Below are 14,633 nucleotides of genomic sequence, written 5' to 3' on the forward strand. Positions count from 1 at the left end.
TTTCCTTATTCGGCATAGGCCACAGCACGGCTGAGGGCGCCGAAACAGGCGTCCAGCAGCATGCCGACAATGCCGATCATGAGGATGGAGAAGATGACAGACGTCAGGTCGAGGTTGTTCCACTCGTTCCAGACATAATATCCGATCCCGGTGCCACCGACGAGCATCTCGGCCGCGACTATCACAAGCCACGCGATCCCGATGGAAATGCGCATCCCTGTGATGATTGTCGGCGCTGCCGCCGGCAGGATCACCGTGAAGGCCGTCTTGAATGGACCCAGCTCATGCGTGCGCGCAACGTTGACCCAGTCTTGTCGGACGCCGGCGACACCAAAGGCAGTGTTGATCAGCATGGGCCAAATGGAACAGATGAAGATCACGAAGATCGCGCTCGCCTCGCTGTCCTGAATGATGAAGAGAGCCAGAGGCATCCACGCCAGCGGAGAGATCGGGCGCAGCACCTGAATGAACGGATTCAGCGCCTTGTAGGCCACCGGTGACATGCCGATCAGGAAGCCCAGCGGAATGGCCACCATCGCCGCCAGCGCGTACCCCGCCAAGACACGGTAGATCGAGTATCCGATCTGTATGCCGATGCCCTTGTCATTGGGGCCAGCGTCATAAAACGGATTGCTCAGCTCTTCCCATGCTTTGGCCAACACCTCGGATGGCGGGGGCACGCCCGCCTTGGGCGCACCACCACCGGTCAGAAGCTCGTACTCGGTCAGCTCGCCCGCTGCCTGCTGCGCTGGAATGGAGAGCTCCCACACAAGGAGCCCTCCGACCAGCAGCAGGACCGACAGCAAGGCAGCCCGTTGGTTGAGCGAGAGCATCCCCATGGGTCAGCCCTGACCAATCGCGAAGCTGGACACGTAACCTTCCGGGTCGGCCGGATCGAAGGTCTTGCCCATGATCGTGTGAGTCTTGTAGGTGACGTCCGGCGCGTCGTAGCCAAGGTCTTCCATGACCTTCTTGGCGTCGGCTGCAAGATAGACCTGTTCTGCCACGCCACGATAGTCGACATCGCCCTCGATGTAGCCCCAGCGCTTCATCTGTGTCAGGATCCAGACGCCCATCGAATGCCACGGGAAAGGATCGAAATCGATCCGGTCCGGCACGCGCTGCACCTCGCCCAGACCATCTGCAAACGTGCCGGTCAGGACCTGCTCGATCACGGGGACCGGCTGGTTGAGATAGTTTGTGGGAGCAATGGCCGCCGAGATTTCCTTGCGGTTGTCCGGGTTGGAGGCGAACTGTGTGGCGTCGATAATCGACTTCAGCAGAGCGCCGTAGGTGTTCGGCAGTTCCTGCGCAAAGCTCAGCGGTGCTGCGAACGCACAGCACGGATGCCCTTCCCAGATGTCCTTGGTCAGCAGGTGGATGTAGCCAATCCCCTCCCAAACCGCGCGCTGGTTGAAAGGATCCGGGCTGAGGTAGCCATCGAGGTTGCCAGCGCGCAAGTTTGCGACCATTTCTGGCGGCGGGACCACGCGGATCTGGATGTCGACATCCGGGTCGAGCCCAAATTCAGCCACGTAGTAGCGCAACAGGAAGTTGTGCATCGAATACTCGAACGGCACGCCGAAGGTGAACCCCTTCCACTGTGTCGGATCGCGCTTGTCGAGGTGTTCGTTGGACAGAACGATTGCCTGACCGTTGATGTTTTCCACCGCAGGCATGATGTACGGCTCGGCCACGGACCCGGCCCCCAAGGTCATGGCCAAGGGCATTGGTGTCAGCATGTGCGACGCGTCGTATTCACCAGACAGCGATTTGTCCCGCGCCACTGCCCAGCCCGCGGTCTTGATGACCTGTGCATTCAGGCCGTAGCGTTCATAAAATCCCATGGGTTGGGCCATGATGATCGGCGTCGCGCAGGTGATCGGCACGAACCCGATGTTCAGGTCGGTTTTCTCTGGCGGTCCGAGGTTATCGAGGATCGCGGCCTTGGCCTTGTCCATCGGAAAGACGGACGCGAGCGCCGCGGCCACCGTGCTACCGCCCAGCATTCCCATGAAGGACCGACGCCCAATGTCATTCTGGCCAAAGACAGAGCGGACAATCGCGCTTTCGACCGCGCGCTCCATCATGTCTTCGGAAGACATCTGGGCGGGTTCGCGATGACCCTCATCATGGCCGTGGCCAGACAGGCATCCGTCGCAGCCGCAGTCGGCACCATGGCGCAGATCAGTCTTTTCGGAGAATGGATTTCCAAGGCTCTTGATGGTCATGCGGACCCCCTGTTGGATGCATTTGCTCCAATGTTCCGCACGGACTGCGCCTTGCACAGCACCCGCCCAACATTTGTGCAGGACAGGAATCCCTCAATTTTTCAGATATTTAAACACACTGTGGCACTAGGTTGAGTTACGAAATCTCGTAACTTACGAAATTTCGTATTGCCGGACACGGCGGCAGCCGCACCATTGTCAATATGCTTGATGAAACGCTTGCGCATGATTCCCTGCTGGACGCGCTGCCGGAACCCGCGCTCGTCTTGGACACGCGGTCGGACCGGATTGTCGCTGCAAACCGACTGGCTACAAAACTGCTTGACCTGCCGAGACACCCGCCGGGCTTTTCAAGCTTCCTGCGCGAAGGTCCGGGCAAGTTCATCGTGTTTCTGGAGGAGGTCGATCATCGCGGCCGCGCTTGGTCGAGAGATGTCGCGCTGGAACGATTTGATGGCGCGCCCTTGACGTGTGAACTGCGCGGCAGTGTCATCGAAGCCGAAGGCGCACCGCGGGTTCTTCTGACATTTCTCGACCTCGACGAATTGGAGCGGCATGCGCAAATCGCTGAGGCTGCGGAGCTGCACCGGGGCGGGCTTGCGGCGTGGGATCGGGCCAAGGCGTTCTTTTCGGAGCTCGAACGCCAAAACCAGTTGATCCTGAACGCTGCCGGCGAAGGCATCTACGGCGTAAACGCCGAAGGAAAGACCACCTTTGTCAATCGCGCAGCTCAGGAGATGCTTGGCTGGACAGCAGAGGATCTGTTGGGCCGCGACATTCATTCGAAAATCCACCATCACCACCTAGACGGAGAGGTCTACCATTCGCACGACTGCCCGATCTATCGTTCCTTCCGGTTCGAGCAGGTGCACCGGATCGAGGATGAGGTGTTCTGGCGCAAGGATGGCAAGCCGATCCGGGTCGAGTACGTATCGACTCCGATTTACGATCAGCAGGTTCTGGCGGGGGCGGTCGTGATCTTCCGCGACATTACCGAACGCAAGGAAAACGAGCGCAAACTGCGAGAAGCATTGGAACAGGTGGCCGCCCTGAGTGATCGTCTGGAGCATGAGAACGCCTATTTGCAGGCTGCCATCACCAGCGAGCGGGCCCATCATGACATTATTGGCGAAAGCCCGGCAATAAAGCAGGTTCTGGCCAAGATCGATGCCGTCGCACAGACCGACGCGACGGTTTTCCTGACCGGGGAAACAGGCACAGGCAAGGCACTGGTCGCTTCCGCGATTCACAAGGACAGCCGCAGAAAGGGCCGCGCGCTGATCCATTTCAAGTGTGGCTCTGTTGCCCCGGAAGCGCTTGAGGCGGAACTGTTCGGTCAGATCAAGGGCGCTCTGCCCGGGGCCGTACGAGACAAGCCCGGCCAGTTGGAACTTGCGCATGGCGGGACACTCTTTCTGGATGATGTGGAGGAATTGCCGATCGAGCAGCAGGGCAAACTGTTGCAGGCGCTGCGCACCGGAACGGTCACGCGCGCGGGCGACACACGTTCCAAATCCGTCGACCTGCGCGTTATCGCAGCTACCACGCAACCGCCCGAGCAGTTGCTGTCCTCCGGAAGGCTGCGCGAGGACCTTCTCTTGTATCTGAACCTTTTCCCGATCTCGTGCGCCCCGCTTCGCGACCGGACCGAAGACATCCCCGCCCTTGCCACGCACCTGTTGCAGATCGCCTGCCGCCGCTTGAACCGCAAGGCCCCGATGATCACCCAAGGCACAATGCACCGCATGGTCAACTATGGCTGGCCCGGCAACGTGCGCGAATTGCGCAACGTGATCGAGCGGGCGGCGATTGTGTCCAAAGGTCCGAAGCTGGAGGTCGAAGTCGGTCAAGCCGACGCATCAATTCCAAAACATGCCAGTGCAGTGAAAACCGACGCGCAAATGCAGCAAATGGTCCGCGCCAACATCCTGGCCTGCCTGCGCGAAACCGAAGGTCGCGTCGCTGGTCCGGACGGGGCTGCGGCGCTTCTGGGGCTTAAACCGACAACTCTCTACTCCCGACTCAAGACGTACGGAATTTCCGAAATGGAATGGCGATCCGGTACCTAACCGCCAACACAGGACAGCCGGGCGCATCTCTGCGCCCGGCTGTCAACTCTGAGCCGTCGGATCAGGCGATATCGAAACGATCCGCGTCCATCACCTTTACCCATGCCGCCACGAAGTCTGTAGCGAATTTGTCCTTCGCATCGTCCTGCGCATAGACCTCGGATACCGCGCGCAGTTGCGAGTTGGAACCAAAGACAAGGTCCGCTCGCGTCGCGGTCCATTTGACGTCGCCAGTGGCCACATCGCGCCCCTCAAACGCATTCGCGCTTTCGGAGACGGGCGTCCACTTGATCCCCATATCGACAATCGTGGTGAAGAAATCGTTGGACAACGTGCCGGGTTTGTCGGTGAACACACCATGAGCGGACCCACCATGGTTGGCCCCTAGCACCCGCAATCCGCCGACCAGCGCGGTCATCTCGGGTGCGCTGAGGGTCAGAAGCTGCGCACGATCTACAAGAAGTTCTTCAGCCGAATAGGTGAAGTCCTTCTTCTGATAGTTGCGGAACCCGTCCGCCTGCGGCTCGAGCACGGCAAAGGAATCGATATCCGTGTCTTCTTCCGTCGCGTCCATGCGCCCTGGCGTAAAGGGCACTTCTATATCTGTTCCACCCGCTTTGGCTGCCGCTTCGACCGCCGCGGAGCCTGCCAGCACGATCAGGTCAGCGAGCGAGATTTTCTTGCCACCGGATTGTGCCGCGTTGAATTCCGACTGGATGCCTTCGAGAACGCCCAGAACCTTGGACAGTTGCGCAGGCTCGTTCACCTCCCAGTCCTTCTGCGGTGCGAGGCGAATGCGCGCCCCGTTTGCACCGCCGCGCAGGTCAGACCCGCGGAAGGTCGAGGCGGACGCCCATGCGGTGGACACCAGTTCAGAGGTGGACAGGCCGCTGTCGAGGATCTTGGCTTTCAGGGCGTCGATGTCGCCTGCGTTGACCAACTCGTGGTCCACAGCCGGGATCGGGTCTTGCCAGATCAGATCCTCGTCCGGCACCTCGCTGCCGACATACCGGACCTTCGGCCCCATGTCGCGGTGGGTCAACTTGAACCACGCCCGCGCGAACGCGTCGGCGAACTCCTCAGGATTGGCGTGGAAATGGCGCGAGATCTTCTCGTAGGCCGGGTCCATCCGCATGGCCATGTCGGCGGTTGTCATCATGATCGACCGGTTCCGCTCCCCGGTGGCGGGGTCTGGTGCGTGGTCTTCGGGCTTCAGATCCTTGGGTTGCCACTGCCACGCGCCAGCCGGGCTTTTCGTCAGTTCCCAGTCGTATCCGAACAGCACATCGAAATAGCCCATGTCCCAAGTTGTCGGGTTCGGCGTCCATGCGCCTTCGATACCACTGGTGATGGTGTCGGCACCCTTGCCGCTGGCATGGGTGGAGAGCCAGCCAAAGCCCATCGCTTCGATCTCGCCGCCCTCGGGGTCTGCTCCGACATGGGCGGCATCGCCTGCACCATGAGCCTTGCCAAAGGTGTGACCACCCGCCGTCAGCGCGACGGTCTCGTAGTCATTCATGGCCATGCGCGCGAAGGTTTCGCGGATGTCGCGACCGGAGGCAACCGGGTCGGGCTTGCCATTGGGGCCTTCGGGATTGACGTAAATCAGGCCCATCTGCACGGCTGCCAGCGGGCTTTCAAGCTCGCGGTCCCCGGTGTAGCGGTTGTCGCCCAGCCATTCCTCTTCCTTGCCCCAGTAAATGTCTTCCTCGGGCTCGAACACATCTTCGCGACCGCCCGCAAACCCGAACGTCTTGAAGCCCATCGACTCCATCGCGACGTTCCCTGCAAGGATCATCAGGTCGGCCCAGGAAATGGCATTCCCGTACTTCTGCTTGATCGGCCAGAGCAGACGGCGCGCCTTGTCTAGGTTGCCGTTGTCGGGCCAACTATTCAGCGGCGCGAACCGCTGCGTACCACTGCGTGCGCCCCCGCGGCCATCTGACGTCCGATAGGTGCCGGCACTGTGCCAAGCCATGCGCACGAAGAGCCCGCCATAGTGGCCATAATCCGCAGGCCACCAGTCCTGACTGTCCGTCATCAACGCGGTGAGGTCTTTCTTCAGGGCAGAGAGATCGAGCACCTTGAACGCCTCGGCATAGTTGAAATCCGATGGCAAGGGGCTTGAGGCGGGTGTATTCTGGTGCAGGATCTTGAGGTTAAGCTGGTTAGGCCACCAGTCTCCGTTCGATCTGACGCTGAAGACCGTGTTGCGCACCGCGCCATGCATCACTGGGCACTTGCCTACGTCGTTACCGTCCATCCTGTCTCTCCATTCTTGAAAAAGAGGGTCAAATTCTGTGCTCGGGTCGCTTTTCCACGCGCGTGGCAACGCCAACCTCAGCGCAGTCTCTGCGCGTTTCGTGTCACGTTTGCGAAAGCCTCCCCAGCCCGCTGACCATGTATCTACACGAGTCGGCCCATCGGTTTAAGTTGCATAAAAATATCGTAGTGATAATTTTTTCCTATGATGAATCTAACTCTCAAGCAACTTCGGTACTTCGAGGCCGTTGCGAAACAAGGTCATTTCGGACGCGCTGCGGCTGTCTGCTCCATATCGCAGCCTGCACTGTCGGTTCAGATCAGGGATATGGAGGAAAGTCTGGGCGTTACGCTGTTTGAACGTGGTCCAAGGGGTGTGACCCTGACAGGGTTCGCGGAAACGCTGGCTCCGCGGGTTCGCGCGATACTGCGCGAGGTGGATGAACTCGGCGAACTTGCCCGTGCAGCCCGCGGCGACCTATCGGGTCGGCTCAGGCTCGGCGTTATTCCAACCATAGCGCCTTATCTGTTACCGCGCTTGATCACGGCCATCACACGTCGATTTGCAGATGTGGACCTGCACGTCCGCGAAAGCCAGACACAGCGCCTCGTAGAGGAGTTGGTAGAAGGGCAGATCGACGCCGCGCTCGTCGCCCTTCCGGTGGAGCATCCGGCTTTGACATCCCTCGAACTGTTCAGCGAAACGCTGGTTTTCGTTCGCCCTGGGAGCGAGGCAGCAAAACCGGCCCCGGCACGATCGGAACTACAAAACATGCGGCTGCTGCTGCTGGAAGAAGGCCACTGTTTTCGGGATCAGGCGCTGTCGTTCTGCGGCCTGCCGAAGACGCAGCCGCGCGACGGGCTGGACGGAAGCTCGCTATCTACGCTGGTGCAGATGGTCGGCAGCGGCATAGGCGTGACCATGATCCCGGAAATGGCGATCGATGTGGAGACAAAGTCCGCGCCGGTCGCTGTCGCCCGGTTTTCCGATACAGAACCCGTGCGACGCATCGGTATGCTGTGGCGACGCACAAGCCCGCTGCATGATCACCTGTCTGAGCTTGCGGAGATGACCAAGGACCTCGCATTGGCGCAGCAAGATGACCTGCGCGAGGCCGCAACCACACTACATGAGCCGCCTCAGCGATCCAAAGGCATCTGAAAAGAAAACAATCGGTTCAGTAACGCGATCAGAAACGCAGTGCTGATCCCGAACGCCAGAAGCCCTGTAATCGCTCCGAATGTCGCGAAAATCCGAAGCGCCGGGCCGAGGACAAGGTCACCGTAGCCAAGCGTCGTGTAGGTTACGGTCGCGAAGTAGAAGCTTGTCGGAAAGTCCTCGAACGCCCCAACACGGTCATACACTCCGGCCCAGAACCAGATTTGAACCGTATGAGCGAAGACAAGGGCGACAAGACCGAAAGAGATAAGGGCGACGTTCCGGAGCACAGAACGCTGCCTTGCAAACGCCTCCGACAAACGGTGAAAGACGGGGATACTGGCCGCGACCACGGCGACATGAAACAGTGTCGACAGCGACAGGTAAAGCGTCCCGAGCACAATTTGCATCGTCATCGTCATGGTGTCGTGGGTTCCCTTCGGACAAGCTCGAACAACTCAACTGACCCTAAGGTCAGGGTGAGAATTAAGGAAGACGGTTGTCTTGCGCCCGCCCTACCGGTCAGCACCAGCCTACAAGCCCACGAAAAACCGGATCACGAAGGCGTTCGCAAGATCGACGAAAAAAGCCGATACCAGTGGCAACACGATGAATGCGAGGGGGGCAGCACCGTATCGCTTCGTCACGGACGTCATGTTTGCAATAGCCGTTGGCGTCGCCCCAAGCGCAAACCCTGCAAAACCGGCGCTGAGAACTGCGGCCGTGTAGGTGCGTCCGATAACCGGGAAAACGATCAACATGATAAACGCCACTGTCATTACCACCTGCAGGGCAAGCACACCGATCAACGGACCGCCCAATTCGTTCAGGCTCCAAAGCTGCATGCTCATCAAGGACATCGCTAGGAAGACAGACAGCGCATAGTCCGACAGAACCGCAAGTGCGCGACTGCCGGAAGGCCATGTGATTCCCCGCAAGACATGAGGTACGGTGTTCGACATCACGATCCCCACCAACAGACAGGGCACGAACAGCGGGAGCTGGAGCCCGAACTCCGCGATGTAAACATTGGCGATGTAGCCGAAGAAAATCGCGACATGCGCGGCCAGCATCGAGCGCATCAGACTGATATGATTGACAACATCTGCGGGCTCGCCTTCGACTTCGTATTCGAGGCCAACAATGGGGGGCGCATCGTGGGGGCCTTCGAGGCCGTAGCGGTCGATAAGGGTCTTGGCAATCGGGCCACCAATCAGAGCGGCCATCACGAGCCCAAGTGTTGCAGTTGCAATCCCGACCTCCGTCGCTCCGGCGAATTCGGTCATGGACGCGATCTGGGGACCCCAGGCAATCGCCGTGCCATGCCCGCCGATCAGAGCGGCCGATCCAAGCAGAACGGACATAGGCCTTGGCAGATCAAACAACAGCGTACCAAGGTAGCCCACCGTGTTTTGCAGGATCATGAAACCTATGGTCAGGCCCAATAGAATGCCCAACAAAGGCCCCCCCTTTATCAAGCTTGAGAGCCTCGCATTCAGGCCGATTGTTGCGAAGAACAGGACCAGCATGTAATCGCGCACCTGCAGATCGAAGACGATCTGGCGCCCGGTCAACGCAAAGAACGCCCATGTCAAAAGCGCGACGGCCAATCCACCCGAGACCGGCTCCGGAATGTTGTAGTTCCTGAGGAATGCGACGCTCCTTGTCAGGAAGGCCCCGACAAAGAAGACAACGAATCCGATGGTCACGGACAGGAACGCGGGGACAAAAAGGTCTTGCATGATCGGCTCTGTACTGGGGCAACTCGATCTTTGTCATGAACCAAGGCAGGTCAGCAACCTGCCGCGCCAGGAAAATCGGACCGTCAACGAGACGCCGGGGTAGCAGGCCCGAAAATCCGCGATACCTCAGACGATCTCGGGCTATCCCTCCTGCTGATCAGCCGAAATCCGTGGGGCCGCTCTGCGCGCTTGCGAGATGTAAACAGAAACAGTGACCAAATCCGCTGTCGGAATATGCGCCTCCCCTTGCAGCAGAGCTTCGAGTGCCTGCGCCTGAGACCAGTCCGCAACTTGCGTGAATTCCCGAGCAATCGTTCCGGCAAGCTCGGAGCGCATGTCGAGGGTTCGCGCCAGAGCCGCATCAATGGCCGCGACCGTGTCCGGCGCAGCATGGCCCCTTTGAAGGGCAAGGGCAGTGATCACCCCACGCACCTTCTCCGGCGGCTGTGTCGGGTCCAGCAGGAAATCGTGCTCCAGGAACCGTACGCCGACCGCGCCCTCCAATTCCACAAGCGCCGCAGCGAAGGCTCCAATATTATTCGCCCAATCCCACCCATGCACGCGCTCAAAATAGTCATACATTTCGGCCCGCGCGCGATCATCATTGCTCAGGCCAAGCAACAGAACCCGAATTGGTTGATAAGGGTATCCCGCACGGGTCCACAGATCGGACAACAACTCTTCAACAGGAATCTTCAGTTCGATCGACCGCAGCAAGCCGTAGGGCGCCTTGTCCAACTCCCGTATGGCCAGCTCGCGCAGCCGTGCGTCCGAACTGTCGAGGAGTGCCTCGAAAACGGCCAGCCTGGATGCGGGGTACTGCCCTGCCCAGACCTCCCGATGCGCGAGGGCCGTGTCCAGCACCGCCCTGTATTCCGAGTCTACATAGGCGACCTGTGACCAGCCGCTCTCCTCTGTCCATCGGAAAAGGACAGCATCCTCGATCCGGCGGGCCATGCTCTGGCGTGCTCGAGCGTTCACAAGGAAGGGTATGCGGGTTGGTCCGGTCTGCCCCCGCAGAACTTCACTCACCTTGTAGGAAAACTCTTTGTCTGGATCGGGACGCGCCAGCACGAGGGTCTCGGCACTCAGCACCCAGTCGATGACGGTCCGCTTCGGCTTTGTCATGTCGAACGCGCATGCATGCAATGCGCCCGCAAACGGAGCGGACGCAATGGCGGCTGAAAGCGCCAAACCACCCAGCACGCGTCTCAATTGCGTCTTAGGTCGTTCAAGCCCTGTCATTTCCACAAAGAAGAGCACCACACGCCTTCACTCCAACACGTCCGGGGAGGAAAAGGTCTCACGGTGCACTTGATTTGTCTAGGCGACGCCGCAGTCCAAACTCGCCGAAAAACAACCGCGGGGCCTTTCCGAGGCCAAACGATGGCTTGCGGCTCTCATCGGTATCCCGGGTTTTCTGCGCGTTATTTTTGGTTGCGGGAGTAGGATTTGAACCTACGACCTTCAGGTTATGAGCCTGACGAGCTACCGGGCTGCTCCATCCCGCGCCATTTTTTGCGGATTTTTGTCCGCATTGGTGCGTTTGTTTCGAGATCGTATCGAGAGGTAAACGAGACTATTTTTATTGGCTTTTTTCTAGGTTTGGCGGTGACCTACTCTCCCACGCCTTAAGACGCAGTACCATTGGCGCTACGGCACTTAACGACCGAGTTCGGGATGGGATCGGGTGTTTTGCTCGCGCTATGACCACCAAACCGAGGAAAAAGCCGTTTCCGGTCGATTTTGCGATGCAGTCGCCGGTTTTGTGTCAATCAGAGGATGTTCCAAGCCAAGGGGGGCTTTGCAGCAGGGGTCGCGTTTTGCGCCTTCTACTGGATCAAATCAAGCCTATCGAACCATTAGTACCGGTCAACTGAATGCATTACTGCACTTACATCTCCGGCCTATCGACGTCGTGGTCTACGACGGTTCTCAGGGATACCTTGTTTTGAGGGGGGCTTCCCGCTTAGATGCCTTCAGCGGTTATCCTTTCCGATCATAGCTACCCAGCACTGCCATTGGCATGACAACTGGTCCACCAGTGGATCGTTCACCCCGGTCCTCTCGTACTAGGGGCAACTCCTCTCAAGTATCCTACACCCACGGCAGATAGGGACCGAACTGTCTCACGACGTTCTAAACCCAGCTCACGTACCTCTTTAAACGGCGAACAGCCGTACCCTTGGGACCTGCTCCAGCCCCAGGATGAGATGAGCCGACATCGAGGTGCCAAACGGTGCCGTCGATATGGACTCTTGGGCACCATCAGCCTGTTATCCCCGGCGTACCTTTTATCCGTTGAGCGATGGCCCTTCCACTCGGGACCACCGGATCACTATGGCCGTCTTTCGACTCTGCTCGACTTGTCAGTCTCGCAGTCAGGCTGGCTTCTGCCATTGCACTCAACGAGCGATTTCCGACCGCTCTGAGCCAACCTTCGCGCGCCTCCGTTACGCTTTAGGAGGCGACCGCCCCAGTCAAACTACCCGCCACACAGGGTCCCGGATCCGGATAACGGACCGCGGTTAGACATCAAGCGATGCAAGGGTGGTATCTCAAGGGAGGCTCCACCAAGACTGGCGTCCTGGTTTCAAAGCCCACCACCTATCCTGCACATGCATGGCCTGATGCCAGTGTGAAGCTGTAGTAAAGGTGCACGGGGTCTTTCCGTCTAACCGCGGGAAGCCTGCATCTTGACAGGCAATTCAATTTCGCTGAGTCGATGTTGGAGACAGCGGGGAAGTCGTTACGCCATTCGTGCAGGTCGGAACTTACCCGACAAGGAATTTCGCTACCTTAGGACCGTTATAGTTACGGCCGCCGTTTACCTGGGCTTCAATTCGGAGCTTGCACTCCTCCTTTTAACCTTCAGGCACCGGGCAGGCGTCAGACCCTATACGTCGTCTTGCGACTTCGCAGAGCCCTGTGTTTTTAGTAAACAGTCGCCACCCCCTGGTTTGTGCCCCCAGCCCTCAGTTGCCTAAGAACCGGGCCTCCTTCTCGCGAACTTACGGAGGTATTTTGCCGAGTTCCTTCAACATCGTTCTCTCAAGCGCCTTGGTATGCTCTACCAGTCCACCTGTGTCGGTTTCGGGTACGATCTCACGGAAGAGCTATTTCCAGGAACCGCTCAGCAGCCCAACCAATCCGATAAGGTTGAACTACACCTGCGATCCGTCACTTCTTCCTGGCTCCGGAATATTAACCGGATTCCCATCGACTACGCCTTTCGGCCTCGCCTTAGGGGTCGGCTTACCCTGCTCAGATTAACTTTAAGCAGGAACCCTTGGACTTTCGGCGACAGGGTCTCTCACCCTGTTTGTCGCTACTCATGTCATCATTCTCACTGGTGATCTCTCCACCGGATGGCTCACGCCCCGGCTTCATCGATAACTCCTTGTTTGCGCTACCGCTTCGCTACTTGAGCGCGGTTGCCCGCACCGCTCGTAGACCGGCGATATAACAAACTAGGAGTTTTTTCACACCACGCTCTGCTACCATGCCTTACGGCATCCTAAGCTTCGGCTCATGGCTTGAGCCCCGTTACATCTTCGCCGCAGGACAACTTGTTTAGACCAGTGAGCTGTTACGCTATCTTTAAAGGATGGCTGCTTCTAAGCCAACCTCCTGGTTGTTTTGGTCGTCCCACCTGCTTTCCCACTTAGCCATGAATTAGGGGCCTTAGCTGTAGGTCAGGGTTGTTTCCCTCTCCACTACGGACGTTAGCATCCGCAGTGTGTCTGCCATCTAGTACTCCCGGGTATTCGGAGTTTGGTTAGGATCAGTAAGCCTGTGGGGCCCCATTACCCATCCAGTGCTCTACCCCCCGGGGTATTCGGATGACGCTCTACCTAAATAGATTTCGCAGAGAACCAGCTATCTCCGAGTTTGATTGGCCTTTCACCCCTAGGCACACCTCATCCCGACCTTTTTCAACAGGTGTGGGTTCGGACCTCCAGTTGGTGTTACCCAACCTTCATCCTGGACATGCCTAGATCACTCGGTTTCGGGTCTGATCCCACGAACTCATGCGCCCTATTAAGACTCGCTTTCGCTGCGCCTACACCTAACGGCTTAAGCTTGCTCGTGAGACCAAGTCGATGACCCATTATACAAAAGGTACGCCGTCACCTCTCAAGGAGGCTCCGACTGCTTGTAAGCGTTCGGTTTCAGGAACTGTTTCACTCCCCTCGTCGGGGTGCTTTTCACCTTTCCCTCACGGTACTGGTTCACTATCGGTCAGCAAGGAGTACTTAGCCTTGGAGGGTGGTCCCCCCATGTTCAGACAGGATTTCACGTGTCCCGCCCTACTTAATACGTCCCTCAAAGCTTCCCATACGGGGCTATCACCCACTATGGCTATGTTTCCCAACATATTCTGGTCACTTATCAGGCTCGGCTGGTCCCCGTTCGCTCGCCGCTACTAGGGGAGTATCTGTTGATGTCCTTTCCTCCGGGTACTTAGATGTTTCAGTTCCCCGGGTTTGCTCTTTGTAACCTATGTATTCAGTCACAAAGTACCTGGTTCAGCCCGTTATTAACCGCACCGAAGTGCAATAATAACAAACTGTCAGGTGGGTTGCCCCATTCGGAGATCCGGGGATCAAAGCCTATTCTCGGCTCCCCCCAGCTTATCGCAGAGTATCACGTCCTTCATCGCCTCTTGCTGCCAAGGCATTCACCAAACGCCCTTTTCGCGCTTGATTTGATCCAGAAGAAGACGCACAGCGCCAACTCCCGGAACAAAGCTTTACTATCCCACCCCCCGCTGGTTCACAGGGGGCTTGGTCCGCAATCCTGTCGGATCGCGGTGGTTAGTGTACTTGACTTGGAACAAAAATTGCCGCGCTGCTCAGCCCCGAAAGACTGTCAGCAGATCAACCCGCACTTGGGAAGATCAGCAATCTCTGATGTTTAACTCTCTATACGATTTCAAAGCAGTCGCGACGCGACTGCGTTGGGCGTGATGTAGCGGGTTCCAGAGGAACCTGCGGGTCACGCACCGTTGTCTGCCGGGCAATGCTTACGCATCCCCCGAGAACAAACATTTCAGAAGTTCCGAAGAACTGCTCAAAAGTGTATTCTTATTTATTCGATCTCTGGCGCCCTACATCGCTAGAACCTGCCCTCTCATCGCTTCTGCGACGCGACTGCCGGGCAACGCCTT

General features: G+C 58.2%; 8 protein-coding genes, 1 tRNA gene and 2 rRNA genes. 2 read left to right on the forward strand and 9 right to left on the reverse strand.

Features of this window, described 5'->3' with window-relative positions:
* Positions 1 to 5 precede the first annotated feature (5 nt).
* Both ntrB and ACP15N_RS07090 read right to left on the reverse strand, forming a co-directional pair.
* Positions 6 to 839: a nitrate ABC transporter permease gene (gene ntrB / locus ACP15N_RS07085; RefSeq protein WP_425091518.1), complete on the reverse strand. Its 834-nt coding sequence runs from the start codon at positions 837 to 839 to the stop codon at positions 6 to 8.
* A 3-nt stretch (positions 840 to 842) separates the two neighbouring features.
* Positions 843 to 2,231 (reverse strand): CmpA/NrtA family ABC transporter substrate-binding protein, encoded by a 1,389-nt coding sequence (locus tag ACP15N_RS07090; RefSeq protein WP_425091519.1) that lies wholly within the window; start codon positions 2,229 to 2,231, stop codon positions 843 to 845.
* Between the two features lie 203 nt (positions 2,232 to 2,434).
* Here ACP15N_RS07090 and ACP15N_RS07095 point away from each other — a divergent pair, with 203 nt between their 5' ends.
* Positions 2,435 to 4,300 (forward strand): sigma 54-interacting transcriptional regulator, encoded by a 1,866-nt coding sequence (locus ACP15N_RS07095; RefSeq protein ID WP_425091520.1) that lies wholly within the window; start codon positions 2,435 to 2,437, stop codon positions 4,298 to 4,300.
* Positions 4,301 to 4,361: 61 nt separating this feature from the next.
* Here ACP15N_RS07095 and katG read toward each other — a convergent pair whose 3' ends face one another.
* Positions 4,362 to 6,563, reverse strand: coding sequence for a catalase/peroxidase HPI (gene katG / locus ACP15N_RS07100; RefSeq protein ID WP_425091521.1), 2,202 nt, complete (start codon positions 6,561 to 6,563; stop codon positions 4,362 to 4,364).
* Positions 6,564 to 6,767: 204 nt separating this feature from the next.
* Between katG and ACP15N_RS07105 the strand changes: the two genes are divergently transcribed.
* Positions 6,768 to 7,724, forward strand: a complete 957-nt coding sequence (locus tag ACP15N_RS07105) for a hydrogen peroxide-inducible genes activator (protein WP_425091522.1) — start codon at positions 6,768 to 6,770, stop codon at positions 7,722 to 7,724.
* On the opposite strand, the gene ACP15N_RS07110 is transcribed toward ACP15N_RS07105, so the two are convergent.
* The 6 genes from ACP15N_RS07110 to ACP15N_RS07135 all read right to left on the reverse strand — a co-directional run bounded on the left by ACP15N_RS07110 (position 7,703) and on the right by ACP15N_RS07135 (position 14,172).
* Complete coding sequence (locus ACP15N_RS07110) at positions 7,703 to 8,137, reverse strand: potassium channel family protein (protein ID WP_425091523.1); 435 nt, start codon at positions 8,135 to 8,137, stop codon at positions 7,703 to 7,705. The two genes, ACP15N_RS07105 and ACP15N_RS07110, sit on opposite strands and share 22 nt — an antisense overlap.
* A gap of 117 nt (positions 8,138 to 8,254) precedes the next feature.
* Complete coding sequence (gene gltS, locus ACP15N_RS07115) at positions 8,255 to 9,463, reverse strand: sodium/glutamate symporter (RefSeq protein WP_425091524.1); 1,209 nt, start codon at positions 9,461 to 9,463, stop codon at positions 8,255 to 8,257.
* Positions 9,464 to 9,604: 141 nt separating this feature from the next.
* Positions 9,605 to 10,591, reverse strand: a complete 987-nt coding sequence (locus tag ACP15N_RS07120; RefSeq protein ID WP_425091525.1) for a hypothetical protein — start codon at positions 10,589 to 10,591, stop codon at positions 9,605 to 9,607.
* A gap of 306 nt (positions 10,592 to 10,897) precedes the next feature.
* Positions 10,898 to 10,974: transfer RNA gene (locus ACP15N_RS07125), tRNA-Met, on the reverse strand.
* 92 nt (positions 10,975 to 11,066) lie between these two features.
* Positions 11,067 to 11,181, reverse strand: a 5S ribosomal RNA gene (gene rrf / locus ACP15N_RS07130).
* Between the two features lie 123 nt (positions 11,182 to 11,304).
* Positions 11,305 to 14,172: ribosomal RNA gene (locus tag ACP15N_RS07135) — 23S ribosomal RNA — on the reverse strand.
* Positions 14,173 to 14,633: the final 461 nt, after the last annotated feature.

Source organism: Tropicimonas sp. S265A (assembly GCF_049800835.1).
In the GTDB taxonomy this organism is placed as follows: domain Bacteria; phylum Pseudomonadota; class Alphaproteobacteria; order Rhodobacterales; family Rhodobacteraceae; genus Dinoroseobacter.

What these genes read in the sequence shown, in the direction of transcription:
- ntrB (WP_425091518.1), bottom strand. Translation starts at nt 839, where the DNA reads ATGGGGATGCTCTCGCTCAACCAACGGGCTGCCTTGCTGTCGGTCCTG.
- ACP15N_RS07090 (WP_425091519.1), bottom strand. Translation starts at nt 2,231, where the DNA reads ATGACCATCAAGAGCCTTGGAAATCCATTCTCCGAAAAGACTGATCTG.
- ACP15N_RS07095 (WP_425091520.1), top strand. Translation starts at nt 2,435, where the DNA reads ATGCTTGATGAAACGCTTGCGCATGATTCCCTGCTGGACGCGCTGCCG.
- katG (WP_425091521.1), bottom strand. Translation starts at nt 6,563, where the DNA reads ATGGACGGTAACGACGTAGGCAAGTGCCCAGTGATGCATGGCGCGGTG.
- ACP15N_RS07105 (WP_425091522.1), top strand. Translation starts at nt 6,768, where the DNA reads ATGATGAATCTAACTCTCAAGCAACTTCGGTACTTCGAGGCCGTTGCG.
- ACP15N_RS07110 (WP_425091523.1), bottom strand. Translation starts at nt 8,137, where the DNA reads ATGACGATGCAAATTGTGCTCGGGACGCTTTACCTGTCGCTGTCGACA.
- gltS (WP_425091524.1), bottom strand. Translation starts at nt 9,463, where the DNA reads ATGCAAGACCTTTTTGTCCCCGCGTTCCTGTCCGTGACCATCGGATTC.
- ACP15N_RS07120 (WP_425091525.1), bottom strand. Translation starts at nt 10,591, where the DNA reads ATGACAAAGCCGAAGCGGACCGTCATCGACTGGGTGCTGAGTGCCGAG.